Annotated in this window: 24 protein-coding genes; 12 read left to right on the plus strand and 12 right to left on the minus strand. The window is 70.4% G+C overall.

The genetic code is table 11. The features are described 5' to 3' along the window. Positions 1 to 34: 34 nt before the first annotated feature. The 5 genes from ABD793_RS06040 to ABD793_RS06060 form a co-directional block, all read right to left on the minus strand. Positions 35 to 1,342: a GAF domain-containing sensor histidine kinase gene (locus ABD793_RS06040; RefSeq protein WP_344856206.1), complete on the minus strand. Its 1,308-nt coding sequence runs from the start codon at positions 1,340 to 1,342 to the stop codon at positions 35 to 37. After that, entirely contained in the window at positions 1,339 to 2,616 is a 1,278-nt protein-coding gene (locus tag ABD793_RS06045; protein ID WP_344856208.1) for an iron-containing alcohol dehydrogenase, read from the minus strand. The genes ABD793_RS06040 and ABD793_RS06045 overlap by 4 nt, the downstream gene beginning before the upstream one ends. A gap of 140 nt (positions 2,617 to 2,756) precedes the next feature. Continuing rightward, entirely contained in the window at positions 2,757 to 3,818 is a 1,062-nt protein-coding gene (locus ABD793_RS06050; RefSeq protein WP_344856867.1) for an MBL fold metallo-hydrolase, read from the minus strand. Positions 3,819 to 3,831: 13 nt separating this feature from the next. Next, positions 3,832 to 4,866, minus strand: coding sequence for a fatty acid desaturase family protein (locus ABD793_RS06055; protein WP_344856210.1), 1,035 nt, complete (start codon positions 4,864 to 4,866; stop codon positions 3,832 to 3,834). An 88-nt stretch (positions 4,867 to 4,954) separates the two neighbouring features. After that, positions 4,955 to 5,971 (minus strand): Lrp/AsnC family transcriptional regulator, encoded by a 1,017-nt coding sequence (locus tag ABD793_RS06060; protein ID WP_344856212.1) that lies wholly within the window; start codon positions 5,969 to 5,971, stop codon positions 4,955 to 4,957. 121 nt (positions 5,972 to 6,092) lie between these two features. Here ABD793_RS06060 and ABD793_RS06065 point away from each other — a divergent pair, with 121 nt between their 5' ends. From ABD793_RS06065 to ABD793_RS06090, 6 genes are all read left to right on the plus strand, one after another. Then, positions 6,093 to 7,292 carry a M20 metallopeptidase family protein gene (locus ABD793_RS06065; protein ID WP_344856214.1) on the plus strand — a complete coding sequence of 400 codons (1,200 nt, stop codon included), beginning with the start codon at positions 6,093 to 6,095 and terminating at the stop codon, positions 7,290 to 7,292. Positions 7,293 to 7,296: 4 nt separating this feature from the next. After that, positions 7,297 to 7,500 carry a hypothetical protein gene (locus tag ABD793_RS06070; protein WP_344856216.1) on the plus strand — a complete coding sequence of 68 codons (204 nt, stop codon included), beginning with the start codon at positions 7,297 to 7,299 and terminating at the stop codon, positions 7,498 to 7,500. Further along, positions 7,497 to 8,930: a sodium:solute symporter family protein gene (locus tag ABD793_RS06075; RefSeq protein ID WP_344856218.1), complete on the plus strand. Its 1,434-nt coding sequence runs from the start codon at positions 7,497 to 7,499 to the stop codon at positions 8,928 to 8,930. The genes ABD793_RS06070 and ABD793_RS06075 overlap by 4 nt, the downstream gene beginning before the upstream one ends. Then, the gene (locus ABD793_RS06080; protein ID WP_344856220.1) at positions 8,927 to 10,129 is read left to right on the plus strand and encodes a metal-dependent hydrolase family protein; all 1,203 of its coding nucleotides are present in this window, start codon (positions 8,927 to 8,929) and stop codon (positions 10,127 to 10,129) included. The genes ABD793_RS06075 and ABD793_RS06080 overlap by 4 nt, the downstream gene beginning before the upstream one ends. A gap of 24 nt (positions 10,130 to 10,153) precedes the next feature. Next, on the plus strand, positions 10,154 to 11,320 hold the full coding sequence (locus ABD793_RS06085) for a low temperature requirement protein A (RefSeq protein WP_344856222.1): 1,167 nt from the start codon (positions 10,154 to 10,156) through the stop codon (positions 11,318 to 11,320). A 113-nt stretch (positions 11,321 to 11,433) separates the two neighbouring features. Next, positions 11,434 to 12,060 carry a VC0807 family protein gene (locus ABD793_RS06090; protein ID WP_344856224.1) on the plus strand — a complete coding sequence of 209 codons (627 nt, stop codon included), beginning with the start codon at positions 11,434 to 11,436 and terminating at the stop codon, positions 12,058 to 12,060. 4 nt (positions 12,061 to 12,064) lie between these two features. On the opposite strand, the gene ABD793_RS06095 is transcribed toward ABD793_RS06090, so the two are convergent. After that, the gene (locus ABD793_RS06095) at positions 12,065 to 12,877 is read right to left on the minus strand and encodes an alpha/beta fold hydrolase (RefSeq protein ID WP_344856225.1); all 813 of its coding nucleotides are present in this window, start codon (positions 12,875 to 12,877) and stop codon (positions 12,065 to 12,067) included. 82 nt (positions 12,878 to 12,959) lie between these two features. On the opposite strand from ABD793_RS06095, the gene ABD793_RS06100 reads away from it, so the two are divergent. After that, the gene (locus tag ABD793_RS06100; protein ID WP_344856227.1) at positions 12,960 to 13,436 is read left to right on the plus strand and encodes a pyridoxamine 5'-phosphate oxidase family protein; all 477 of its coding nucleotides are present in this window, start codon (positions 12,960 to 12,962) and stop codon (positions 13,434 to 13,436) included. Positions 13,437 to 13,933: 497 nt separating this feature from the next. Here the strand turns inward: ABD793_RS06100 and ABD793_RS06105 are convergent, their stop codons facing one another. Continuing rightward, positions 13,934 to 15,070: a steroid 3-ketoacyl-CoA thiolase gene (locus tag ABD793_RS06105; RefSeq protein ID WP_344856229.1), complete on the minus strand. Its 1,137-nt coding sequence runs from the start codon at positions 15,068 to 15,070 to the stop codon at positions 13,934 to 13,936. Between the two features lie 245 nt (positions 15,071 to 15,315). Here ABD793_RS06105 and ABD793_RS06110 point away from each other — a divergent pair, with 245 nt between their 5' ends. The 3 genes from ABD793_RS06110 to ABD793_RS06120 all read left to right on the plus strand — a co-directional run bounded on the left by ABD793_RS06110 (position 15,316) and on the right by ABD793_RS06120 (position 18,471). Further along, positions 15,316 to 16,542: a cytochrome P450 gene (locus tag ABD793_RS06110; protein ID WP_344856231.1), complete on the plus strand. Its 1,227-nt coding sequence runs from the start codon at positions 15,316 to 15,318 to the stop codon at positions 16,540 to 16,542. A 68-nt stretch (positions 16,543 to 16,610) separates the two neighbouring features. Continuing rightward, complete coding sequence (locus ABD793_RS06115; RefSeq protein WP_344856233.1) at positions 16,611 to 17,402, plus strand: transglutaminase-like domain-containing protein; 792 nt, start codon at positions 16,611 to 16,613, stop codon at positions 17,400 to 17,402. Positions 17,403 to 17,442: 40 nt separating this feature from the next. Continuing rightward, entirely contained in the window at positions 17,443 to 18,471 is a 1,029-nt protein-coding gene (locus ABD793_RS06120; RefSeq protein WP_344856235.1) for a YhjD/YihY/BrkB family envelope integrity protein, read from the plus strand. A 30-nt stretch (positions 18,472 to 18,501) separates the two neighbouring features. On the opposite strand, the gene ABD793_RS06125 is transcribed toward ABD793_RS06120, so the two are convergent. Then, positions 18,502 to 19,161, minus strand: a complete 660-nt coding sequence (locus ABD793_RS06125) for a TetR/AcrR family transcriptional regulator (RefSeq protein ID WP_344856237.1) — start codon at positions 19,159 to 19,161, stop codon at positions 18,502 to 18,504. 112 nt (positions 19,162 to 19,273) lie between these two features. On the opposite strand from ABD793_RS06125, the gene ABD793_RS06130 reads away from it, so the two are divergent. Further along, a complete protein-coding gene (locus ABD793_RS06130) occupies positions 19,274 to 20,110 on the plus strand; it encodes an NmrA family NAD(P)-binding protein (protein ID WP_344856239.1) in 837 nt (278 codons plus the stop codon). Positions 20,111 to 20,137: 27 nt separating this feature from the next. On the opposite strand, the gene ABD793_RS06135 is transcribed toward ABD793_RS06130, so the two are convergent. From ABD793_RS06135 to ABD793_RS06145, 3 genes are all read right to left on the minus strand, one after another. After that, a complete protein-coding gene (locus tag ABD793_RS06135) occupies positions 20,138 to 21,301 on the minus strand; it encodes a thiolase domain-containing protein (protein WP_344856241.1) in 1,164 nt (387 codons plus the stop codon). Positions 21,302 to 21,371: 70 nt separating this feature from the next. Then, positions 21,372 to 22,424 (minus strand): thiolase domain-containing protein, encoded by a 1,053-nt coding sequence (locus ABD793_RS06140; RefSeq protein ID WP_344856243.1) that lies wholly within the window; start codon positions 22,422 to 22,424, stop codon positions 21,372 to 21,374. 6 nt (positions 22,425 to 22,430) lie between these two features. Continuing rightward, entirely contained in the window at positions 22,431 to 23,414 is a 984-nt protein-coding gene (locus tag ABD793_RS06145) for a Zn-ribbon domain-containing OB-fold protein (RefSeq protein WP_344856245.1), read from the minus strand. Positions 23,415 to 23,494: 80 nt separating this feature from the next. Between ABD793_RS06145 and ABD793_RS06150 the strand changes: the two genes are divergently transcribed. Then, positions 23,495 to 25,024, plus strand: a complete 1,530-nt coding sequence (locus tag ABD793_RS06150; RefSeq protein WP_344856247.1) for an acyl-CoA synthetase — start codon at positions 23,495 to 23,497, stop codon at positions 25,022 to 25,024. Positions 25,025 to 25,441: 417 nt separating this feature from the next. On the opposite strand, the gene ABD793_RS06155 is transcribed toward ABD793_RS06150, so the two are convergent. Continuing rightward, entirely contained in the window at positions 25,442 to 26,230 is a 789-nt protein-coding gene (locus ABD793_RS06155; protein WP_344856249.1) for a crotonase/enoyl-CoA hydratase family protein, read from the minus strand. Between the last annotated feature and the right edge of the window lie 3 nt (positions 26,231 to 26,233).

Consider the following 26,233-nt stretch of genomic DNA (forward strand, 5'->3'; position numbering starts at 1 on the left):
TCCGCCCGGAACGTCTACTTCGGACACTTCGGGTTCAGGCACGGCCACCTCCCGACGGCAACGGCACGGTCACCGCGATCTGCACCCCGCCGATCCGTGACCGGCGCACGGACAGTGTGCCGCCCAGTTCCTTGGCGCGCGCGTCCATGTTGGCCAGGCCGCGATGCGCGCCGTCGAGGTCGTGCCCGCCCGCCACGCGCAGCGCGCGGCGCAGCAGATCCGGTTCCCCGGAGCCGTCGTCGGACACTGCGAGCACCACTTCGGACGCCCGGTACGTCAGCCGGATGAGCGCGCGGTGCGCCCGGCCGTGCACCGCGCTGTTGAACAGGGCTTCGCCGCAGATCCGGAACATCGAGTGCTCCGCCGCGGCGGGCAGGTCCACCGGTTTGCCGCCGATCCGCAGCTCGACGGCCAGCTCCGCGGGAAGGTGCACGCTGGTGAGCTGTTCCAGCAGTTGCGGCAGGCTGCTGCGTGCGCTGTCCCGGTCGTGGCTGAGCGCGTGGATCACCGACCGCAGCTGGTCCACCGCGCCGCGGGTGAGATCCTTCGCCACGGTCAGCCGGTCCGCCGCCGCGGTCCCGTCCGCTTCCGCCCGGCACAGCTCGACCTGCATTCCCGCGGACAGCACCGACTGCGTGACGCTGTCGTGCAGCTCGCGCGCGATCCGGTGCCGTTCCGAGTCGATCACCTCGCGTTGCCGCGCGGCCAGCAGCTCCTCCTGCGCGCGCTCGCTGCGCCGGTGCAGCGAGGAGTTGTAGAGCGCCACCACGCTCTGGCTGGCCAGGATCCGCAGCACCGCCTCGTCGGTCGCGTCGATCTGCCGCCGCTGCGGCGCCCACAACAGCAGTCCGCCGACGACCTCGCTCTCGACCTTCACCGGCACGCGCAGGTGGCGCCACGGCCGGTCACTGGCGGCGGAGTCGAACCGCAGCTCGCCCGCGAGCGCACGGGCCAGGCAGGTGCGCACGTATCCCGGCATCGGATCGGTGGTGGCGAGCTGACGGCCGCCGGGGCCGATGATGGTGAACCGTGGTTCGGCCTCGGGCAGCACCGAATCCGCGAGGGCGAACAGCGCGTACTCCGCGTCGACGTGCTCGGCCGCGGTCCGCACGGTCGCGCGCAGCAGGTTGTCCTGGCCTTCGACAGTCCGCACGAGTGTGCGGGAGATGCGGTCGAGTGCGTGGATCACGCCTTCCAGCCGCTCGATCGAGGTGACCCACGCCGGGTAGAACGACTTCTTCCCGGACCGCACGCCGGTCAGCTCGGCCAGGTATCCCGGCCGGGCCCGGCCCTCGAGCGGCGGGTCCTCGAACGGCGGATCCTCGAACGGAGCCGAGCTCACAAGGCCGCCCGGAACAGCGTTTCGATCTCGTCGGCGGTAGCCGCTCGGGGGTTCGTCGCCAGGCACGCGTCGTGCAGCGTCGTGCGGGCCAGCACCGGGACGTGCGCAGCGGTGACGCCGAGCTCGCCCAGCGTCTTGGGCACGCCGACCTCGTCCGCGAGCGCCCGCACCTGGTCGGCCACGGCCATCCCGGCCGCTGTCGCGGGCGTCCGCTCGTCCGCCACCCCGAGTGCCCGCGCGACCGGCACGTACCGCTCCGGTCGGGCGCGTGCGTTGAACCGGACCACGTGCGGCAGGAGTACCCCGTTGACCACGCCGTGCGGCAGGTCCAGCAGCCCGCCGACCTGGTGGCTCATCGCGTGCGCGGCGCCGAGGATGGCGTTGGTGAACGCCAGGCCCGCCTCCAGGCTGGCCTGTGCCATCAGCAGCCGCGGCGAGCGTTCCGCCCGGCAGTCGATGCTGCGCACCAGGTTGCCGTTGACCAGCGCGATCGAATTGAGCGCATGGTGGTCGGTGAGCGGGTTGTGCGCCTTGGACACGAACGCCTCGATACCGTGCGTCAGTGCGTCCAGTCCGGTCGCCGCGGCCAGCCAGTCCGGCATCGTGGTGAGCAGGCGCGGATCGGTCACCGAAACCTCGGGCACGAGCGTGCGGCCGATGATGGTGATCTTGGTGTTGCGCCGGGTGTCGGTGACGATGCAGAACTGCGATACGTCCGCGCCGGTGCCCGCGGTGGACGGGATCATCACCATCGGCGGGATCGGCTGCCTGCTGCGGTCCACGCCTTCGAACTCGAGGATGTCCCCGCCGTTGGCGGCCAGCAGCGCGACGCCCTTGGCCGCGTCGATCACCGATCCGCCGCCGAGCCCGATGAGCACGTCGCAGCCCGCCTCGCGGTAGCACTCGTACCCGGCCGCGATCTCGTGGTCCTTGGGATTGGGCGTCGGCTCCGCCCACACCGTGGGGCTCAGCCCGGCCGCGCGCAGGTGGCCGGCCAGTTCCTCGACCCAGGGCGTCGCCATCAGCCCGGCGTCGGTGACGAGCATCGGCCGCCGCGCACCGAGCCGCAGCGCTGCGTGCCCTGCCTCGGCGAGCGCTCCCTCGCCGAACATGATCTCCGGCGCGTGGAACTTGGCGATGGTGAGGCTCTCCTCCGGCGGCGCCTCGGCCGGGGCGGGGGTGCCGTACCAAGCGGACGGCCGCACCGGTGCCGCCGGCCACCCCGCACCGTCGTCGGCCCGGCGCACCGGCGGCGGACGGCGGGTGAGGACCACGGGAACTCCAGGGTCGGGTCGGCGTTGACTGCTGGCCAGGCTACCTCGGCGTACGGCGGGTGCGACCCGTCCGTTCGGGTAGGTACCCGGCCGCGCGGTCCGCGCTCACTGGCCGGCATTCGCCGGACAGCGTTCGCCGCTCAGCCGAGTGCCTGCCACCAGCCCTCGACCGCGGGTGGGTCGGCGAGGTCGATCCGCTCGCCCGGTTTCGGGATGGCGAGCGGGAGGTCGTTCGCCTTGGCCTCGCGCCACACCCGGTCCGCGGGTTCGGTCCAGGGGTGCATGGCGAGGGTGAAGGTGGCCCAGTGCACCGGCACCAGCACCCCGCCCCGCAGGTCGAGGTGCGCGGCCACACCCTCTTCCGGGGTCAGGTGGATGTCCGGCCAATTCGGGGCGTAGGCACCGATCTGGATCAACGAGGCATCGAACGGCCCGTACTGGGCACCGATTTCCGCGAAGCCGTCGAAATATCCGGTGTCCCCGCTGTAAAAGACGCGGTGCTGCGGACCGGCGACGACCCACGAGGCCCAGAGCGTGCTGTCGTTGGCGATCCCGCGTCCGGAGAAGTGCTGCGCAGGCGTGGCGACGAAGTGGATCCCCGCGACGTCGGCCGTCTCGTGCCAGTCGAGTTCCACGATCCGCGCGGCGGGCACCTGCCAGCGCTCCAGGTGCGCGCCGACGCCCAGCGGTACGAGGAACGGTGCGTCGGTCGAGGCGGCCAGCTCGCGCACGGTGGCGAGGTCGAGGTGGTCATAGTGGTCGTGCGAGATCACGATCGCGTCCAGCCTGCCGAGCTCGCGCAGCGGCACCGGCGGCGCATGCAGCCTTCGCGGGCCCGCAAAAGCTGCCGGGGACACCCGCTCGCTCCACACCGGATCGCACAGCACCCGCGCGCCGTCGATCTCCACCAAGCTCGACGCGTGCCCGTACCACGTGAGGTAGAGGCCGTCGGCGGATTCCGGAGCGGATGCCGTGACCACCGGGATCGCGCTCGCCGGACGGCGCCGCCTGCGGTCGTCGCCGAAGAAGAACTCACGCACCAGCCCGGCCGGGGACGCGGGTGTCGCGTTGGTGGGCTTCGCGTTGCGGAACACGCCGTCGGCGTACTGCGGTGAACGGCGCATGCGTTCGGCACGCGCGCCGGTCGCCTTCGCCCCGAAAGCGACCGGGAGGTCGGCGAGCGCCGCGAACGTCTTCCTGATCATGTTCCCGAGTTTACGGACGTTCCCGCAGCGGCGCCCCCGCAGCGTGCAGGTGGGTCAGGGTCTGCCGGTAGGAGTCGAACAGGCCGGTGCGCAGGTAGGGGATGTCCAGTTCGGCGCAGTACTGCTCGACGACCGGTTGCGCGCGGCGCAGGTGGACCGAGGGCATGTGCGGGAACAGGTGGTGCTCGATCTGGTGGTTCAGCCCGCCGAGCAGGACGTCGAGTACCGGTCCGCCGCGCACGTTGCGGGAGGTGAGCACCTGCTTGCGGAGGAAGTCGAGTTCGGGCCGTCCGGTCAGCGTCGGCATGCCCTTGTGGTTCGGCGCGAAGATCGATCCCATGTAGACACCCCAGAGTCCTTGGTGGACAACGAGGAACAGCAGTGCCATCCCGGGTGGGAGCACGAGGAACAACGCGGACAGGTAGACCGCGAAGTGGGTGCCGAGCAGGACCGCTTCGAGGCCGCGGTTGCGCAGGCCGGGACGCAGTACGGCGCGGATGCCGGACCAGTGCAGGTTCAGCCCTTCGAGGGTGAGCAACGGGAAGAACAGCGCCGCCTGGTGCCGTCCGACGAACCGCGGCAGGCCGCGGCTCTCCCGGGCCTGGCGCTGGGACCAGACGAGGATGTCCGGTTCGACGTCCGGGTCGAGCTCCTCGTGGTTGGGGTTGGCGTGATGCCGGGTGTGCTTGTCCATCCACCAGCCGTAGCTCATCCCGATGGCGAGGTTCCCCGCCAGCCGTCCGGCGAGCTCGCTCGGACGGCGGGTGCGGAACACCTGCCGGTGCGCGAGATCGTGCGAAAGGAGCGCGATCTGCCCGAACAGGAACGCCTGGAACGCGGCGACGAGCAGCTGCCACCACGAATCACCGAGCAACGCGAACGCGACCCAGCCGCCGGCGAACAGCGTGGTCACCACCGTGGCGCGCACGGCGTAGTACCCGGGCCTGCGGTCGAGCAGGCCGGCGTCGGAGACCCGGCGGGTGAGCCGGGAGAAATCGCTCCCGGAGCGGGGCGGCGCGGGGAGGACGAGCTTGTCTGTGGTCACCTGTCGAGTGTTTCGGCACCGGGGCCCGGCCAGAACCCGGCAGGCCCGAGAGCCGGTACGGGTGCTGGCCCCACCCCCGGCCGCGCAGTTACCGGCCGAGCGGTCCGACCGGGGACCAGTAGTCCAGCGGGACTCGTCCGGCGCCGAAGCCGGCGTCGTCGAGCAGGCGTCCCATCAGCTTGACGATGCGCAGCGTCACCGCACGGTCGGCGACCTCGAGCCACGGCAGTTTCGCGACCAGCGACGCTTCCAGCGCCATCAGGTCCTGGTGCGCGGCCAGCCACACCACGACCAGCAGGTTCGCGCTCCCGGTGAGCGCGGCGCACAGCCGTACCTCGGGCAGGGTCGCCAGCGAACGGGCGGTCGTCTCGAGCTTGTCCGGCGGGACGCGCAGCCACAGCGTCGCGGTGACCGGGGCGGGCGACAGCGGGCGGGCGATCTCGCAGCGCAGCCGGACGGCGCCGTGCCCGAGCAGGGCGTCCAGCCGGCGTCGCACCGTCGTGGCACCCACGCCGAGACCGACGGCCAGCGCCGCGGCAGATGCCCGCGCGTCTTCACCTAGGCCCAGCACCAGACCCCGGTCCAGGTCGGTGAACCGCAGCGGTGCGGCCACGCGCGGGGCCCGGCCGGTCAGCGCTTCGCGTTCGACCGGGGAGATCGCGCGGACCCGCCAGTGGCTGCCCTCGGTGAACAACCGGGGTGCGAGCACCGTCCGGGCCGCTCGCACACCGGGGCGTTCGGTGATCCGGTGCAGTACGTAATCGGCAAGGTCCGGCAAGGTCGGCGCCATCAGGTGCAGCCGGATGTCACAGTGTCCGGCCAGGTGTTCCACGGTCGCCACGTGCGGGTCGGCCGCCAGTTCGTGCGCCACGCGCAGCGTCTCGCCCGGTTCGCAGTCCAGCTCGACGAACGCCAGCGCCATCCTGGCCATCAGCTCACCGGCCGGATACGCGGTCAACCAGGTGTGGCCGCGGGCGACCAGCGACTCCCAGCGGCGCGCGGCCGTCACCGCGCCGATGCCCAGCGCGTTGCCGACCACCGACCACGGTGCGCGCGGATCGGTCTGGAGCGCATCGACGAGTTTGAGGTCGCCTTCACTCAACATGGCGGATCCTTCGTCTCAGCGCGGCCGGTTCGGCGGATTCCGGCAATTTCCCCGCCGCCGGGGTTCGACACTCCCATTATCGTCGGGCCAGCATATGTTGATGTTCCAGCGAGGGAGAGCCATGTCCTTGCGCTCCGACGCCGCCGCACTGCACCCGGAGCTGGTCGCCCTGCGCCGCGACCTGCACCGCGCCCCCGAGATCGGCCTCGAACTGCCGCGTACCCAGGAGAAAGTGCTCGGTGCCCTGGACGGGCTCGGGCTCGAAATCGCGCTCGGCGAGCGCCTGACGTCGGTCACCGCGGTGCTTCGCGGTGGCGGTGGTCCGGGCGGCACCGTGCTGCTCCGCGGTGACATGGACGCACTGCCGGTCACCGAGGCCTCCGGCGAGGAGTTCTCGTCCGAAGTGGCCGGTGCGATGCACGCGTGCGGCCACGACCTGCACACGGCAGGCCTCGTCGGGGCGGCCCGGCTGCTCGCCGCACGCCGGGACGAGCTGCGCGGCGACGTGGTGTTCATGTTCCAGCCCGGCGAGGAGGGCTGCGACGGCGCCGGGGCCATGCTGGACGAGGGAGTGCTCACCGCGTCCGGCCGTCCGGTCGACGCGGCGTTCGGGCTGCACGTCTCGGCTTCGCGGACCGCACGGGGCAGGTTCACCTGCCGTCCCGGACCGCTGATGGCGGCGTCGGACGCGGTCGAGGTCCGGGTGCTCGGCGCGGGCGGGCACGGTTCGGCGCCGGAGCAATCGCGCGATCCGATCCCGGCCGCGTGCGAAATGGTGTCCGCCCTGCAGACCAGGATGACCCGTGGTTTCGGGGCGTTCGAGCCGGCTGTGCTCACCGTCGGCAGCTTCCACGCCGGGACGCGGCGCAACGTGATTCCGGACGACGCCGTCTTCGAGGCGACGGTTCGCTCGTTCGACCCGGAGGTCCGCGAGCGGATCCGTGCCGAGGTGATCCGCGTGTGCGAGGGCATCGCCGCGGCGCACGGCCTCGACGTGGAGGTCCGTTACGAGGCCGAGTACCCGCTCACGGTCAACCACGACGAAGGGCACGAGTTCGTGGCGGGCACGGTGCGCGAGGTGTTCGGCGAGGAGCGCTTCACGCTGCTGCCGCAGCCGATGACCGGTTCCGAGGACTTCTCCCGAGTGCTCGCGAAGGTGCCCGGTGCCTTCGTGTTCCTCGGCGCGAGCAGGAGCGCCGATCCGGACACCGCACCCGATAACCATTCGCCCCGGGCAGCCTTCGACGATTCGGTGCTCGCCGACGGTGCGACCCTGCTCGCCGAGCTGGCCTGCCGCCGGCTCACGGTTCTGGCAGCGTGAGCGCATGCGCAGCTATCACCTCCCACCGCTGCTGCCGGTGATCGCGTTGGTCCTCATGCCGTTCCTGCCGTTCGTGAACACCACCGGGCTCTGGATCGGGTTGCCGAAGATGGTGGTGTGGGGCGGGTTCTGGTGCCTGATGTGCACCCCCGCGCTGCTGCTGTCCGAGCGGCTGATGGCCCGCCGCGACCGGGAGGACCGGCGATGATCCTCACCTTCACCCTCGTCGGCATCGTGCTGATCGGCGTGCTCGGGTTCGTCGGACGCCGGCGGCCCGCCGCCGATCTGGCCGAGTGGACCGTCGGCGGACGGAAGTTCGGTGCGCTGACCATGTGGTTCCTGCAGGCAGGCGAAGTGTTCACCACCTTCACCTTCCTGGGCATGGCCGGTCTCGCGTTCTCCGGCGGGGTCGCGGCGATGTACGCGCTGCCGTACGTGCCGATTGCCTACGTCCTGCTGTTCTTCCTGGCCAAACGGCTGTGGCAGATGGGAAAGGACCGCGGATACCTGACCCAGGGCGATTTTCTCGAGGACCGGTTCGCCAGCCGCGCCCTCGGCACGCTGTCCGCGGTGCTCGGCGTGCTGTTCGTGCTGCCCTACCTGCAGCTGCAGATCACCGGACTCGGGCTGATCGTCCGGCTGGTCACCGGCGACCAGGCATCCGGCACGCTCAGCATGGTGGCAGGCAGCGTGCTCGTGGTCGCGTTCGTGCTGTGGGCCGGGCTCCGCGGCGTCGCGGCGACGTCCTATTTCAAGGACGCGATCATGCTCGTCGTCCTCGTGGTGCTGATCATCGCGGTGCCCGCGCACTTCGCCGGCGGGGTGTCCGGGGTGTTCCACAAGATCGACCAGCTGCATCCGGAGAAGCTGTTCGTGCACGCCGGGGCCAACGACCAGACCTGGTTCGTCACGAGCATGGTGGTGAGCGCGATCGGCGTCGGCCTGATGACGCTGCCGCACACCTGGCCTGCGCTGATGGCCGCGCGGGATCCGAAGGTGCTGCGCCGCAACTACACCTGGATGCCGATCTACGAGCTGTGCCTGCTGCTCCCGATGATCATCGGATTCGCCGCGATACTCGTGGTGCCCAAGGGCAGCGATTCGAACGGTGTGCTGCTGACGCTGAGCAAGGACGCGCTGCCCGGCTGGGTCACCGGACTGGTGGTGGTCGCCGCGACCGCGACCGCGATGGTGCCGGCGGCAGGCATCCTGATCGGCATCTCCTCACTGGTCGCCCGGAACATCACGCGGGTGCGCAGTGCGCGCAGGCAGTTCTGGATCAACCACGGCACCGTCGTGCTGGCCAGCGCATTCGCACTGGTGCTCGGCATCTGGCGGCCGGATCTGCTGGCGAACCTGCTGCTGCTCACCTATTCCGGGTCGGTGCAGCTCGCCCCTGCGAACCTGCTGGGTTTCCTGAAGAAGGTGCCGGTCGGCAAGGTGCCGGTGTTCGCCGGGCTGATCGCAGGCGAGCTCGTGGTGATCTGGCTGACCTTCGTCGACACCGAACTGGCCGGCACGGTCAACGTCGGGTTGATCGGTCTTCTGGTCAACGTCGTGGTGCTCGCCGTCGCCGCCACCGTCGAGCGGACCCTGACCCGGCCCGCGGACCTCGCCAGGACAGGAGAACAGGCATGACGCGGACAGTGTTCACCGGCGGCACCGTGTTCGACGGCACCGGCAGCCCGCCGGCGCAGGCGGACGTGGTGATCGAGGACGGCCGGATCGTCGACGTCGGCACCGGACTCGACGGTGACCGCTCGGTCGACTGCGCGGGCACCGCCCTGCTGCCCGGCCTGTTCGACTGCCACGTGCACGTGACGATCTCCGAACTCGGTCTGCTGCAACGGGTGCAGACGCCGTTCTCGTACCAGTTCTACGAGGCCGCCAGGAACCTGTGGACCACGTTGAAACTCGGCATCACCACGGTGCGCGACGCCGCCGGTGCCGACCTCGGGATCAAACAGGCGGTCGCGGACGGGCTGATCCCGGGGCCCCGGCTGGAGATCGCGATCGGCCTGATCAGCCCCACCGGCGGACACGGCGACGGATGGCTGCCCTCGGGCCACTGCGTTCCGCTGTCCCTGCCGCATCCGGGGCGTCCCGACGCGACGGCCGACGGACCGGACGAGATGCGCCGGGTGGCGCGCACGCTGCTGCGTGCCGGCGCCGACGTGCTGAAGGTGTGCACCACCGGCGGGGTGCTCTCGCCGCGCGACGATCCCCGGCATTCGCAGTTCACCCTCGAAGAACTCGACGTACTGGTCACCGAGGCCGCGATGCAGGGCCGCGCGGTGATGGCACACGCGCAGGGCGCGGAGGGGATCAAGAACGCCGTGCGGGCCGGGATCCGGTCCATCGAGCACGGCATCTACCTCGACGACGAGGCGATCGAACTGATGCTCGCCCGTGGTACCTGGCTGGTGCCGACGCTGGTGGCGCCGGTCAACGTCCTGCGCGCCGCCTCGGCCGGTGCCGGGCTGCCGGATGCCGTGGTGGCCAAGGCGGAAGAGGTCGCGCAGGTGCACGCGGAGTCGGTGCGCCGGGCGGTGGCCGCAGGCGTGCGCATCGCAATGGGCACCGACAGCGGAGTCGGTCCACACGGGACGAACCTGGAGGAACTGGAACTCATGCGCTCGTGCGGTATGAGCCCGGCCGACGTACTGGTGGCCTCGACGTCCTCGGCCGCGCGGCTGCTCGGCAAGGAAGGCGACCTCGGCCGCCTTGCTCCCGGGCACCGTGCGGACCTGGTGGTGGTTTCCGGGGACGCCTACGACTTCCCCGCCTTGGCCGCGAACGTGCGGGAGGTGTGGCAGGACGGGGTGCGCGCGGTGTGACGGTGGGCCGGAATACTGTCCGCCGTGAGCGAGAAAACCGAGGAACGGCACGCGTCCTGGCTCGAACTGTTCTTCGACCTGGTCGTGGTCGCCGGGGTGGGCCAGCTCGCGCACCTGGTGCACGGCAGCTCTTCCTGGGGCGGGGCCGGACTGTACGTGGTGTGCTTCCTGGCGTTCTGGACGGCGTGGATGTGTTTCACCGTGTACGGCAACGTCACCGGCGAGGCGGCGCACACGGCGCCGGTACTGCTCGCGATGGCGGGGCTGGTGTTCATGGCCGCGTCCGTGCCGGGGATCCACGATGACCGTTCCGTCGTTTTCGCCGGCGCCTACATCGCGGTGCGGGCGCTGGCGAGCCGGATGTGGGAGGGCAGGCGCGACGCACGGGTGGTCGCCGAGTGGCCGGTGGTGCACGCCGGCGCGGGTCTCGTGCCGTGGGTGGTTTCGCTCTGGGTGGACACTCCGTGGCGATTCGCGCTGTGGGCGCTCGGACTCGCGCTCGATCTGCTGATCACCTTCACCGTTTCCAGGGAAGGGCTCGCCGCGAGCATCTCGGCGAGGCGTGCCCGGCGCCGCGAGCCCGCGCGGCAACCGGCTTTCGCGCAGCTGGACCTCGCGCACTTCGGGGAGCGGCTCGGCCTGTTCACGATCATCGTGCTGGGCGAAGGAGTGCTCACCGTGACCGACACGATGACGGAGGTCCCGGAATGGCACGCGTCGTTGTACTGGACGGTGATCGCCGCGCTGGCGCTGCTCGCGGCGCTGTGGGGTGCCGCGCTGCACAACGGGTTCGCCGGCGTTCCGCATCTGTCGCCGGACGTGCTGGGCCCGCGGGTGCTGCTTCCCCTGCACTGCTTGGTGGCCGGCCTGCTCGCGGTCCTCGCGGGAGGGCTCGGCGACGTCGTCGAGGCGGTGGAGCACGGCCACGTGGAAGCCACGACGCGCTGGTTGCTGTGTGCCTGCGTGGCCGCGTTCACCGTGCTCGGCACGGTCTGCGGCCTGGCCTCCGGGCAACGGCCGAAGTGGGCGTTCGGCGCACTGGCGGCCGGGCTGGCGATCCCGGCGGCGCTCGGCTTCTTCAGCGGCTCGGTCACCCCGGAGCGCTTCCTCTGGCTGCTCGTCCTCGCCGCCGGAGCGAGCCTCGCCGGCGGCCTGCCGAGCAGGCGCCCGCGGCAGGCACAACGCGGCTAGCGACGGCTACACCCTGGGGTGGAGGGAAAATCCCACCCTGGAGCCGACGCCCGGCAGGGGGTGTGGCGGCCATTCTGGACCGGTCCGAGCCACCGACCGAAAGGCCCGATCCGATGTCCGTCCCTGCCGCCGGCCAGCCGTTGCGCCGGCTCATGCCCAGCCTCGTCGTCAACGCGGTCGTGCCGCTGGCGCTCTACCTGCTGCTGCGGAGCCCGGTGGGGGAGGTGCCCGCGCTCGCGATCGGCGCCGCGATCCCGTTGCTGATGGCCGTCGGCGAGTTCGCCCTGCGCCGCCGGATCGACCCGGTCGGCGTGGTCGTGGTGGCCGGATTCGCCGTGCTGATGGTGGTGCTGGCGCTGTCCGGGGGCAATGAACTGGTGGTCAAGCTGCGCGACACCCTGCTCACCGGGCCGGTCGGACTGGTCTTCCTCGGCTCGGTGGTGATCGGGAAACCGGTGCTGGCCCTGGCCTTGCGGCTGGCCGCGCGGCGCGGTGCGGAGCACCGGAGCCCGCTCGCCGGTGCCGCCCTGCACCGCGCACTGACCGTGCAGACCGCGGTGATCGGCGGCATGCTCGTGGTGCACGCCCTGGTGATCCTCACGCTCGCACTGGCCCTGCCGACGACGACCTTCCTCGCGGTCAGCCAGCCGGCCGGCTGGGCGGTGATCGCGCTCGGGCTGTTCGCGTCCTACACCTACCGCAACCGGTCGCGGGCCGCCGCCGCGCGGGCCGCAGCCTGACCGCTCAGAGCTCGGCGAGCAGCCCGCGCAGCGCGGCCGCGAACTTGACCGGGTTCCGCTGCGGGGCCAGGTGCGCACCGGGCGTCTCGGTGAACGGCAAACCCAGTTCCAGTGCGAGGATCCGGGCAGGCTGGTAGTGGTAGTGGCCGCGGCTGGCCTCGCCTGCCACCGGGAAGATCTCGGTGCTCGCCCGGCGCAGCGCGCGCAGGTCGGGCAGGTAGTCGAAGAACTGGGTCAGTTCGCGGTCGAACAGCCGCAGCCAGTCGGCCTCGTTCGGCAGCCGCAGATGCGGCAGATCGGGCAGCGCGGCTCCGGCGATCGCGTCCGCGAACTTCGTGACCGCCCCCATCAGATCACCCGAACGGGCCAGCCGCACCTGTGCGGAGCCCGCTTCCAGCAGCCCGGTCACGTCCGGCATCAGCTGTATCGCGGGGGGTTCGTGCGCGATCAGCGCGGACACCCGGTCCGGATGCCGGGCCACGAGGTCGAGTCCGATCAGCGCACCGGCGCTCGTGCCGAACACCGGCACCGGACCCGCGCCGACGTGCTCCAGCACGGCGAGGGCGTCGTCGGCCTGCATCTGCACGGTGACCGGGCCGCTGGTGGTGTCCGTGCTCGCGAAGTGGCCCCTGCGGTCGTAGGTGACCACGGTGTAGTCCGTGCGCAGCTGCTTGCTGAGCGCGCGGAACGAATCGCCGCTACCGGTCCCGCCGGGGATGAGCAGCAACAGCGGGCCGGTGCCTGCCGTGCGGACGGCGAGTTCACCGCCGTCGACCGGGCAGCGGCTTCCGGTGCTCTCCGCGTTTTCCGCGATCATGCCGAGAAGTCAAGCACAACTGCCGGCACCGGCCGCCGCGGGAGGCGCCGGAACTGTCGGTGCCGGATGTGACACTCCGGGCATGACGAGTTGGCTCGAGTTCAGCACCGCCGCCCCGCCGCTGGCCGCACGCGTGCGGGCCCGGTTCACCGCGGCCGAATCCCACGTCCTGGCCACGCTGCGGCGTGACGGTTCGCCCCGCGTCAGCGGCAGCGAGATCGATTTCCGCGGCGACGAGGCATATCTCGGCTCCATGCTGGACGCGGTGAAGGCCCGCGACCTCCTCCGCGACAACCGGTTCGCCCTGCACGCGTCGCCCGGTATCGAGGAGGGCGGCGACGCGAAGATCGCCGGCCGCGCGGTGGAGATCACCGACCCGGAGCAGGTGGCCCGGCTGCAGGAAATCCACCCGAGCCACCTGTTCCGCCTCGAACTCGAGGAGGCAGTGCTGACCTGGGTCGAAGGGAACACCTTGCTGGTGGAATCGTGGCATCCCGGCCGCTGGGTCCGCTTCGCCCGCCCGGACAACGGCCCGGCCGAACGAACCGAACTGGGCTGACCAGCCGATCCCGGCGGCGTGGCGTGATGCTGCCCGACGGGGTGGTGGTGTCTGCATGCGGCTGGTTTCGGCGGCGTGGTGCCGCGTGGTCGGGTGGCTGTGTCTGCGTGGGGCTGGTTTCGGCGGCGTGGCGTGATGCTGCTCGACGGGGTGGTGGTGTCTGCATGCGGCTGGTTCCGGCGGCGTGGTGCCGCGTGGCCGGGTGGCCGTGTCTGCGTGGGGCTCGTTCCGGTTGTGTGGAGTCGCACGGCGTGGCCTGGCCCGGGGCCGGGCATCGGCGTCTGCATCCGCATACCCCGGTGCCGCTCGCCCCGGCCGGTAGCCGTTCTGTTCGTGGACTTCCGGTGCGCCGTGAGCGAGTGCGGTCCGGACGAATCCATCGGCTGAACGTGCCCTGCCGGTGGATTCGCCCGGACCGAGACCGACGGACCGGACCTGCGCCGAACTCGGCTGCCCGGACAGGTGCGGGACCGGTGGCGGGATTACGGAACGGCCGGTCAGATCCGTTCCAGCACGGTGGCCGTCGACATGGCTCCGCCGGCGCACATGGTGACCAGTGCGGTGGTGGCGTCGCGGCGTTCCAGTTCGTGCAGGGCCGTGGTGAGCAGACGGGCACCGGTGCTGCCCACCGGATGGCCCAGTGCGATCGCGCCGCCGTTCACGTTCACCAGCGACTCGTCCGGGCGGTGCACCCGTTGCCACGACAGCACGACCGACGCGAATGCCTCGTTGACCTCGAACAGATCGACGTCGCCGATCTTCATCCCCGCCGCGTCGAGTACCCGCGACGTCGCCTGCACCGGGCCGTCCAGATGGTAGTAGGGCTCCGCGCCGACCAGTGCCTGCGACCGGATGCGGGCACGCGGGCGCAAGCCCAGTGCACGAGCGCGGCCGGCGTCCATCAGCAGTACCGCCGCGGCGCCGTCGGAGATCTGCGACGATGTGCCCGCAGTGTGGATTCCGTCCGGCACCACCGGTTTCAACCGGGACAGACCATCCATTGTGGTCTCTCGAAGACCCTGATCCCTGGTCACCGCAGCGGCATCGCCGGGGGCTGGCACCGGCACGATCTCCCGGTCGAACCGGCCTTCCGCCCACGCCGCGGCCGCGTTCCGCTGCGAGCGCACGCCGAACTCGTCCACGTCGGCCCTGGTGATTCCGCGGCGCACTGCGATCCGCTCGGCCGCACCGTACTGGTTCGGCAGGTCGATCGACCACGAGTCGGGCTTCGGTGAGCCGACGTCCGTGCCCCGGTTGGCGCCGAGCGGCACCCGGCTCATCGCCTCGGCCCCGCACGCGACGCCCGCGGTGATGGCGCCGGCGGCGATCAGCCCGGCCACGAGGTGCGCCGCCTGCTGGGCCGAACCGCATTGCGCGTCGATCGTGGTGGCGCCGGTCGCCTCCGGGAGCCCGGCGTGCAGCCATGCGGTGCGGGTCAGGTTGCCGGCCTGTTCGCCCGCCTGCGTCACCGCTCCGCCGATCACCTGCTCGACTTCCGCCGGGTCGAGGCCCGCGCGGTCCAGCAGTCCCCGCTGCGCCGCGCCGAGCAGCTCCGCCGCGTGCAGCCCGGACAGCCATCCACCGCGTTTGCCGATCGGCGTCCGCGCAGCCGCCACGATCACCGGTTCACCCACGAGCGTCCCCTTCCGTCGTCGTCTCAAAACTAGAACACGTTTCTGTTTGAGACAAGCATCCGCACGCCGTGGCCGATTTCACCTCAGGGCTAATGAGCGCTCGTTCACCTGCGAGGACGGGATCTGGAACGGTCAAGTAAACGGGTTTCACTCAAGTGGGTTCCGCTAGTTAACACCGTATGCTCTACTGGGCCATAGAACGCGTTGCAGTGGGTATCACCGCCGATCCCGTGCAGGAGGCAGCCGTGGCCGCTCCGCTTTTACCCGCCGGTTTCGACTTCACCGATCCGGACCTCTACGCCAGCCGGCTGCCGCTGGCGGAGTTCGCCGAACTCCGCCGGACGGCGCCGGTGTGGTGGAATCCCCAGCCGCACAACACCGCCGGTTTCAAGGACGACGGTTACTGGGTGGTGACCCGGCACGAGGACGTCAAGGAAGTTTCCCGCGACAGCGACCTCTATTCGTCGTGGGAGAAAACCGCGATCATCCGTTTCGACGACCAGATGACGCCGGAAAGCCTCGACGCCAACCGCCTGGTGCTGCTCAACATGGACGCACCGCAGCACACGAAGCTGCGCCGCATCGTGTCCAAGGGCTTCACCCCGCGCTCGATCGCGAAGCTGGAGGACACCCTGCGCGAACGGGCCGAACGCATCGTCTCCGAGGCCCGCAAGAAGGGCTCCGGCGACTTCGTCACCGACGTGGCGTGCGAACTGCCGCTGCAGGCGATCGCCGAGCTGATCGGCGTACCGCAGGAGGACCGGCTGAAGATCTTCGACTGGTCCAACCAGATGGTCTCCTACGACGATCCGGAGTACGAGGTCGAGCCGCTCACCGCCTCCGCCGAGATCGTCGGTTACGCCTGGAACATGGCCGAGGAACGGCGCCGCTGCCCGATGGACGACATCGTCACCAAGCTGGTGCAGGCCGATGTGGACGGCGAATCGCTCGGCTCGGACGAGTTCGGCTTCTTCGTCATCCTGCTCGCGGTGGCGGGCAACGAGACCACGCGCAACGCGATCACGCACGGCATGAAGGCCTTCCTCGACCATCCGGACCAGTGGGAGCTCTACAAGCAGCAGCGGCCGAAGACCGCGCCGGACGAGATCGTCCGCTGGGCCACACCAGTGGTCGCGTTCCAGCGCACCGCCACGCGCGACACCGAACTGGGCGGCGCGCAGATCCGCGCGGGCGACCGGGTGGGTATGTTCTACAGCTCGGCCAACTTCGACCCCGAGGTGTTCGACGAGCCCGGCCGGTTCGACGTGCTGCGCGAGGACAACCCGCACGTCGGCTTCGGCGGCACCGGTTCGCACTACTGCATCGGTGCCAACCTCGCTCGGCTGGAGATCGACCTGATCTTCAATGCGATCGCGGACGTGATGCCCGGCATCACCGAGGCCGCCGCGCCGGAACGGCTGCGCTCGAGCTGGCTCAACGGCATCAAGCATTACCAGGTCCGCTACGCCTGATCGGCGTGCGTTGCCGGGCACCGATGCCCGGCGACGCGCCCGGCGGCGGGCACCTGCATGATGGGGCGATGTCCCAGCGGGTGACGGCCGACGTCGAGTTCGGGGTCCGGGTGACCAAGCCCGGTCTCGCCGCGGTCTCGGTTGCCGCGATGCGCGCGGAGACCGGGGAACTCACCGTTTCCGGCGCCGGTCCGGCGCGCACCGCCGAATTCGAAAACGGCACCCGCGCGGAGGTCTTCGACCTGACCGAGGGTGAGCATCGCGTTGCCTACCACGGGGAATGCACGACGACCGGGGTACGTGCCGAACCGGTGACCCTCGCCGACATCGCGCGGTACACGAGGCCGAGCCGGTACTGCCCGTCGGACCGGATGGGCGGGTTGCTCCCGCCCGAGGTCGGCGGACTGACCGACGCCCGTGCCAAGGTGCGGGCCATCGTCGAGCACGTGCACCAGCGCATCGCCTACGTGGTGGGCTCCGGTGCGCCCACTTACGACGCGATCGACACCCTGCTCGCAGGCGCGGGCGTCTGCCGGGATTTCGCGCACGTGTGCGTGGCGTTGTGCCGCATCGTCGACGTCCCGGCCCGCTACACGTCGGTGTACGCACCGGGGCTGTCCCCGATGGACTTCCACGCGGTGTTCGAGGCAGGCATCGACGGGCGCTGGTACGTCTTCGACGCCACCCGGCTCGCGCCCCGCCAGACGATGCTGCGCATCGCCACCGGCCGGGACGCGGCCGACACGCCGTTCCTCGCCACGCTCGGCTGCGAGCTGGATTTCCTGGGTGCGACGGTGTTCGCCACCACCGACGGGCCGCTGCCGCGCGACGACGGGCACGCCGCAGTGGCGCTGGCCTGAGCGCGTCCCCGCGACAAGAACGGTCCCCGCTGGGTAGACAGTGTCGGTGAAGCGTTCCCGTGAGATCCACTGGCCGAGCCGGTGGGCCCGTGCCCGCGCCCGGTACCGGTGGCTGGACCACCTTGCCAGGGCCACGAACCGGTACCTCGACTACGGCGGCTACCACTACGTCGCGTCGATCACCTACTTCAGCCTGCTGTCGCTGGTGCCGATCCTGATGCTGGCCTCGTCGGCAGCCGGGTTCGTGCTGGCCACCCAGCCGCATCTGCTGGACACACTGCTGCACGCGATCTCCGGGACGTTGCCGGGTTCGCTCGGGGACCGGGCGGCCGACGTGCTCACCGGGTTCGTCGAGCAGCGCACCGGGGTGGGCCTCGCCGGACTCGTGGTGGCGCTGTATTCCGGGTGGAACTGGATGAACTCGCTGCGGGACGCGCTCACTGCGATGTACGGGCAGAACCGCTCCGACCAGCCGCTGCTGCGCACCATCGTGATGGACGTGCTGGCGCTGCTCGGACTGGCCGCGGCGCTGCTGGTGTCGTTCGGCATCTCCGTGTCCGGCACCGCGGCCGGCCGCTACCTGCTGGAGCTCGTCGGGGTGACGGACACCGGCTGGGGGCACCGCGTGCTGTCCATGACCTCGGTGCCACTCGCACTGCTCGCCGACTGGCTGGTGTTCCTCTGGGTGCTCACGCGGCTGCCACGCGAACGCGTGGGCTGGCGCAGCGCGATGCGCGGCGCGGTGGCCGCGGCGGTCGGCTTCGAACTGCTGAAGCAGGCCGGCGGTTTCTACCTGAGCCTGATCGGCCATTCGCCGTCGGGCGTGGCGTTCGGCTCGGTGATCGGCCTGCTGTTCTTCATCTCGCTGATCGCACGGATGCTCGTCTACATCACCGCGTGGACCGCGACCGCACGGGACGCGCCGCGCAAGCCGGTGCCCCCGCCCACCGCCACGCAACTGCGGCCGATCATCGTGCCAAGGCGCAGCAGCGCCGTGCCGGCCACACTCGGCGCGGTGGTCGGGGTGGTGGGCACGTTGTTCGCGTTGCGGGGCCGCAGAAGGGACTAGGGGTGTCCGGTCATCGATTGAGCTGTGGGTCTAAGTACTACGGGGTTTCCGGCGCACGGACGCCGTTCGGAGCGCTTCCTTCTCGACGGTGGCGCGATCTTCCCTGCTCGCACTCCCGCGGATTCCGTCGAGGAAGAAGGTGGTACGGCGGTCGTAGTCGCCTCGTTCGGGGTGGGTTCCGTGCTTGAGGGCGAGTGCGGTGTCGCGGATGAGTGCGTGGAGGTCGGCCACGGTGAGCTCGGGCCGCAGCGCGCCGGATACTCGTCCTGCTGCGACGAGTTCCTCGTTGATCTCGCCTGCGGCGTGGCAGATGTCCATGAGCTGTGGTGAGTAGGGGTATCCCTGCAGCATGATGTCGTTGGCGGCGGGCTGGCGATACTGGAGGTCGCGGATCGCGGTGACGTAGTACGCGGTCCGCTCTCCGGCGTCCTCGATGGTCCGGGTGCGGTCGATGATGGCGTACAGCTCGTTCGCGACGACTTCTTCGATGACGGCTTCGATCAGGCCGATCCGGCCGCCGAACCGGTTGAAGATCGTGGCCTTGCTCACCCCGGCCGCCTTGGCGACCTCTTCCAGCGGCACGGTCAGGCCCCGGCCGCGAAAGGCGTCGACCGCGGCGCGGCGGATCTGCTCGGTATTGCGCTCGGCGTCGGCGCGCAGCCGAGGTTTCCCAGGCGCTCCCTCGGCCATGTGCCCTCCTTCGGCTCGGCACGGACAACTTGACTTGCATGGTCAGTTTACCTACCGTCGGCGGCGGGAGTTAACTTGACCCACTAGGTCAACTTACTGGAAGGCCATCCGCATGATCGTCGTCACCGGCGCCACCGGCACCCTCAACGGTGCCACCGTCGAGCACCTCCTCCGGCGTCTGCCGGCCGACCGGATCGGGGTCAGTGCGCGCGACGTCGCCAAGGCACAGCACTTCGCCGAACGTGGCGTGCGCGTACGGCCGGGCTCCTACGACGACCCGGTCGCGCTGCGCGATTCCTTTGCCGGCGCCGACCAGGTGCTTCTGGTGTCCGCCAACGATCCGGCAGCCGACGTGGTCGGTCAGCACCGCACTGCGATCGAGGCCGCCGCCGCGGCCGGTGCCCGGAGAATTCTGTACACCAGTCAGCACGGCGCCGTCGGCAGTGCGTACCCTCCGGCAGCCATCCACGCGGCCACCGAGGAGATCCTCGCCGGCTCAGGCGTCGCCTGGACCTCGTTGCGCTACGGCTTTTTCGGCAGCCTGGACCAGCTGCTCGGACCCTGGCGGCAGACCGGCGTGATCGCCAAGCCCGCGGACGGCCCCATCCCGTGGACCGATCGCGCCGACCTCGCCGAGGCCGCCGCGGTCATCCTCGCCGGCGACCGCGCCTTCGACGGTCCCGTCACCCTTTCCGCGCCGGCCGCCACCCTCGACGACTTCGCCGAAGCCGCCTCCGAACTCACCGGCCGCACCGTCGAACGCGTTGTGGTGGAAGACGAGCAATGGGTCACCGAGCAGATCGCGAACGGCACTCCGGAGTTCGTGGCCAGGTTGACGCTCACCATGTTCCAAGCCGCCCGCAGCGGCTACTTCGCGGGACACAATCCGCTGCTGGCCGAGTTGCTCGGCCGCGAACCGCGCAGCGCGGCCGAGCAGCTCGCGAGCTGACGGTCCCGCGACATCAGGCCCTCCGGCTCACGCCGGTTTGCCGGCGCCGACCACCCACATGCTGAAGTACTGTGAGCCGCCGCCGTAAGCGTGGCCGAGCGCGATCCGCGCGCCGTCCACCTGGTAGTCCCCGGCGCGGCCCATGACCTGCTTGGCCGCCTCGGAGAACCGCAGCATCCCGGACGCGCCGATCGGGTTCGACGACAGCACACCACCGGACGGGTTGACCGGCATCCGGCCGCCGAGCGCGGTGTCGCCCGCCTCGGTGACCCGCCAGCCCTCACCCTCCGCGGTGAACCCCAGGTTCTCCAGCCACATCGGCTCGAACCAGGAGAACGGCACGTAGATCTCCGAGACGTCCACTTCGGACAGCGGATCGGTGATCCCGGCCTCGTGCCACAGCGCGGCCGCCGCGTCCCGGCCCGCCTGCGGGTTCACCTGGTCGCGACCGGCGAACGTCGTGGGCTCGGTGCGCATTGCGGTGGCGTGGATCCACGCCGCACCACCGGGCACCGCGTCTCCCGCGGCCTCGTCGCCGAGCACCATCGCACAGGCACCGTCGGAGGAGGGGCACGTCTCGTCGTAGCGGATCGGGTCCCACAGCATCTGCGAGGCCTGCACCGATTCCACGGTGATGTCCGCCTGCTGCAGATGCGCGTACGGGTTCAGTGCCCCGTTGCGCCGGTCCTTGGCCGCCACGATACTGCCGATGTGCTCGGGCGCGCCGGAACGGCGGATGTAGGAACGCACGTGCGGCGCGAAGTAGCCGCCGGCACCGGCGCCGACCGGCATCTGGAACGGCGGCAGGATCGACAGGCCCCACATCGCGTTCGACTCCGACTGCTTCTCGAACGCCACGGTGAGCACCCGCCGGTGCACCCCGGACTGGATCAACGATGCGGCCACGAGCGCGGTCGACCCGCCGACCGAACCGGCGGTGTGCACGCGCAGCAAGGGTTTCCCGTTCGCGCCGAGTGAGTCGGCAAGGAACAGCTCGGGCATCATGACGCCCTCGAACAGGTCGGGTGCCTTGCCGAGGACCACCGCCTCGATGTCGTCCCAGCCGACCTGCGCATCAGCCATCGCCCGGTCGATCGCTTCACGCAGCAGTCCGGGCATGGACACGTCGGTGCGCTTCGCGCGGTGATGCGTCTGCCCGGTCCCGAGCACCGCGGCGAGCTGTTTCGTCATCGTGCCTCCAGTGTTATGCGGGACACCCGCGCCCGGTCGGCACGACGAGCTGGCTGTCGTGATGGTGTGCTCATCGTGCCTCCAGCACGGCAAGGAGGTTCTGCTGCAGGGCGGGGCCGCTGGTCGCGTGTGCGAGGGCTTTGCCCGCCTCGCCGCGGTGGATCCGCGTGGCCGCTTCGCCGATGCGGGCGAGTCCCGCGGAGAACATCGGGTTGCCGGTCAGCGCTCCGCCGGACGGGTTGATCCGCGCGTCGGCGCCGAGGTCGAGTGCGCGACGCAGGATCAGTTCCTGGTGCGTGAACGGCGCGTGCAGTTCGGCGAGTTCGACGCCGTCGAGGTCGAGCGCCCGCGCGGCGGATTCGGTGGACGGTGAACGCGTCAGATCGCGCGAACCGAGTGCGGGGGAGTCGACGCGGTGTTCGATGCCGGTGAGGATCGCCGGCCGGTCGACGAGGTCGCGGGCACGTTCGGCGGAGGCGAGCACGAGCACCGCGGCTCCGTCGGTGATCGGGGCGATGTCGTGGGCCCGCAAGGGATCGGCGACGTACGGCGTGTCGAGCAGCTCGGCCGCGTCGACCGTGCCGGACAACTGTGCGGCAGGGTTGCCCACGGCGTCCGCCCGGCAGCGGGCAGCCACTTCCGCGAGGTCCTTTTCGGACCACAGACCGGCCTCGAGACCCAGCCTGGCCTGTAGCCCGGCAATCCCCAGCGAGTCCGGCCACAGTGGAGCGAGCACGTACGGGTCGAGCTGCAGGGCGAGTACCCGGCGCAGCTGCCCGGCACTCGCCTTGCCGAAGCCGTACACGAGTGCGGTTTCCGCTTCCCCGGTGCGGATTTTGAGCCACGCTTCATACAGCGCCCACGCGGCGTCCATCTCCACATGCGACTCGTGGATCGGCGGGAACGCACCGATCGCGTCCACCGCGGCGATGAACGAGAATGCCCGTCCGGCAAGGTAGTCCGACGAACCCGAACACCAGAACCCGATGTCTTGTTTGGACAGTCCAGTGGCGGCGAAGACCTCGGCCAGTATCGGCACGAGCATCTCGACCCCGTTGGTGGTGCCCGCCGTCTCCCGGACGTTGGGCGCCTGCGCGAAACCGGCAACGGCTACTTCAGGCATGGGTCCTCACAGGTGATGGGCGAAGGTCTCGTACGCGGCGTCGGGCTCGCCGGTCGGCTCGAAGTGACTGATGTTCTCCAGCGACGTCCACCAGTCCTCCCGCGGTTTCCACGCGGCCCGCACACGCATGCCCATCCGGACTTCCTCGGCGGCACAACCCAAAACGAGGTGCAGGAAGGCGATGTCGGCACCGTCGAGGAGTACGTAGGCCGCGACGTAGGGCGGTTTGATGCGCTGGCCGAGGAAGGGCACGTTCACGATGCAGAAGGTGGTGACGATGCCGGTGTCGGGCAGTTCGACCTCGTCGGTGGTCGGCACACCGTCCACCGGGCACGCGCCGCGCGGCGGGATGTACACCTTGCCGCAGGCCGGGCACCGCTGCCCGAGCAGCCGGCCCTCGGCCAGCCCACGCAGGTAACGGCTCTCCTCCGGCGACGCGGAATGCTGGTAACGCAGGTGCACCGGGGTGATGATCACGCTCACCGGGGCGCCTTCTTCGCGCGGTGCGACCGGCGGTGCTGCTTCGGTCGGTGCCGTGTCCGGCGAGTCCGCGGGCAGGAAGTAGGCGATGTCGCGGATGTGGCCGACGGTTTCGTCGGCCCAGCGCACCCGTACTCGCTGTCCGGTGTGGACGTTGTCCGGTGCACCGGCGTCCAGTGCGTGCAGCAGACTGGTGTCCGCGCCGTCGAGTTTCACCAGTACCCAGGCGAACGGGCGGGACAGTGGCTGGCCGTCGAGCGGTGCCGCGCACCAGGACCACGACACCACCACGCCCTCCGCGGCGACCGGGACGAACTCGGTGAGCGGTTCGGCGGTCAGCGGGTCGTATTCGGGCGGGGGCACGTGCACCCGCCCGTCGCTGCCGCGCACGCCCTCGATCCGGCGATCGCGCAGCGCCTCCACGAACCGGCCCAGAATCGGGCCGGTGGAACGGGTGTAGTCGAAGCCGACGTCGAGCGGCGCCGACAGGGGAGCATCCGAAACCGGCATGGGCTTGAGTGAAACACGTTCTCGAATCAGAGGCAAGACACCTGTTGTGCTGTTGTGGAACACGTTCTAGATTTGAGGTTATGGAGCTGGGACTGTGGACCATCGCCGCGGCCGAGCCGGACCGCGTGGCGCTGGTGGATCCGGATGCGCGGGAGATCGGATACGGCGAGCTGGCGGCCAAGGCGAACCGGTACGCCCGTGGCCTGCGCGAACTGGGTCTCGAAAGAGGCGACGCGATAGTGCTGCTGCTGCCGAACGGCGAGGATCTGGTGGCGGCGCATTTCGCCGGGATCCAGATCGGGCTGTACGTGGTGGTGGTCAACTGGCATCTCGTTGGCCCCGAAGTCGCCTACATCCTCGGCGACAGCGGGGCGAAGGCGTTCCTGGCGCACGAACGGTTCGCCGACGTCGCGATCGCCGCGGCCGACGAGGCCGGGCTGCCGGCGGAGAGCCGTTTCGCGGGTGGCACGGTGCCCGGGTTCCGCCGGATCGAGGAGCTGGGCGCAGGGCTGGGCGACGAGCGTCCGGAAGACCGCACGTCCGGCTCGCCGATGCTCTACACCTCCGGGACCACCGGCCGGCCGAAGGGTGTCCGGCGGCCGCTGTCCGGCGCCGACCCGGACCAGGTGCCGGCGGCGTCCGCGGGGTTCTTCGCGGTTTTCGGCCTGCGCCCCTTCGGCGGGCACGTGCACCTGTGCGGTTCGCCGCTGTACCACACCGCGGTGCTCAATTTCGTGGCGATTTCCCTGCAGCTCGGGCACACCGCGGTGCTGATGGATCGCTGGGACGCCGAGGAGATGCTGCGGCTCATCGAACGCCACCGCGTGACGCACAGCCACATGGTGCCGACGCAGTTCCGGCGGTTGCTGGCGTTGCCCGACGAGGTGCGGCACAAGTACGACCTCAGCTCGCTGCGGGTGATGATCCACGGTGCCGCGCCTTGTCCGCTCGAGGTGAAGCGGCGCATGCTCGACTGGTGGGGTCCGGTGGTCACCGAGTACTACGCGGCCACCGAGGGCGGCGGCACGGTGATCAACGGCGAGGACTGGCTGCGCAAACCGGGCTCGGTCGGACTGCCGTGGCCGGGGTCGACCATCCGGGTGCTCGACGACCAGGGCCGCGAACTGCCCGCGGGCGAGGTCGGCACGGTGTACATGAAGATGGGCGAATCGAAGTTCGAGTACCACCGTGACCGGGAGAAGACGGAGAAGGCGCGCGTCGGCGACCTGTTCACCCTCGGCGACGTCGGGCACCTCGACGAGGACGGCTACCTCTACCTGCACGACCGCAAGGCGGACCTGATCATCTCCGGCGGCGTGAACGTCTACCCGGCGGAGATCGAGGGGGAGCTGGTGATGCACCCGAAGGTCGCGGACATCGCGGTGTTCGGCCTCCCGCACGAGGACTGGGGCGAGGAGATCAAGGCCGTGGTCCAGCCCGCGGAAGGGGTGACACCGTCCCCGGAGCTGACCACCGAACTACTGGACTACGCGGCGACCCGGCTGGCCCGGTTCAAGCTGCCGAAGTCCGTCGACTACCTGCCGGAGCTACCGAGGGACCCGAACGGAAAGCTCTACAAACGACGACTGCGCGAACGCTACGTATCCTGAGAACCCCACGAGAGGCCCCCTTCCGATTCTTTCCGGGAGGGGGCTTCTCGCGTGCGGCCCGGCGAATCCCGCCGCAGGTCCAGAGGATCCGCCGCCGGCTGTCGGCTGTCGGCACGGTTCACCAGGTCTTGGGCGGGTCCGGTGGATTCCTTTGTGGTCAAAGGTCCTCGCCACGGTTTGACCGGCTCCCGCGCGGTTCAGCGGGTTTCACTGCAATTCGACAGGTTTCTACGTGGTTCGATGGTTCTGCGCTGTCCGGAGCATTCTCGTGGTGCACCAGGTTTCACCGCGGGGCGGTCCAACGGGTCAGGCCGCGGGGCGGCAGGTTCTCGTGCAGTCCGGATTCCGGCGCAGTTCGGTGGGTTTCTCTTGCGTGCGTGCCGGGTGTACGAGGGTCCGGTGCGGGCCCGGTGGGTCTCAGCGACCCTCGAACTCCGGTTTCCGCTTCTCCGAGAAGGCTTTCGGGCCTTCCTTCGCGTCCGCCGACGCGAAGACCTCGATGCCGTACTTCGCGTCCAGCTTGAACGCTTCCTCCTCCGGCAGCCCCTCGGTGTCGCGGATGGTGCGGAGGATCGCGCGGATGGCGACCGGGCCGTTGTCGTTGATCAGCGCGGCCAGTTCCAGCGCGCGCGACAGTGCCTGGCCGTCCGGTACGACGTGGCCGATCAGACCGAGTTCGCGGGCCTCCTCCGCGGTGATGTGCCTGCCGGTGAGCAGCAGATCCGCGGCCACGGTGTACGGAATCTGACGGGGCAGGCGCACGGCCGAGCCGCCCATCGGGAACAGGCCCCAGCGCGGTTCGGACACACCGAACCGGGCGGTCTGCCCGGCCACCCGGATGTCGGTGGCCTGCAGGATCTCCGTGCCGCCCGCGATCGCCGGACCCTCCACCGCGGCGATCAGCGGTTTCGTCAGCCGGCGGCCCTTGAGCAGCCCCTCGATCCGGCTCGGGTCGAAGGTGCCGCTGGTGAACGCCTTGTCCGGGGCGTTTCGTGACATCGATTTCAGATCCGCTCCGGCGCAGAACGCGCCGCCCGCGCCGGTGAGCACACAGCTGCGGATTTCGTCGTCGGCGTCCACCCGGTCCCAGGCTTCGACCATGATCGTGAGCATTTCGCCGGTGATCGCGTTGCGCGCCTCCGGCCGGTTCATCGTGACCACCAGGGTGTGCCCCTGCCGGGTCACCAGTGCGTGCGGCTCAGCCACTTG

Origin of the sequence: Amycolatopsis ultiminotia (assembly GCF_039536925.1) — a bacterium.
Taxonomy (GTDB): domain Bacteria; phylum Actinomycetota; class Actinomycetes; order Mycobacteriales; family Pseudonocardiaceae; genus Amycolatopsis; species Amycolatopsis ultiminotia.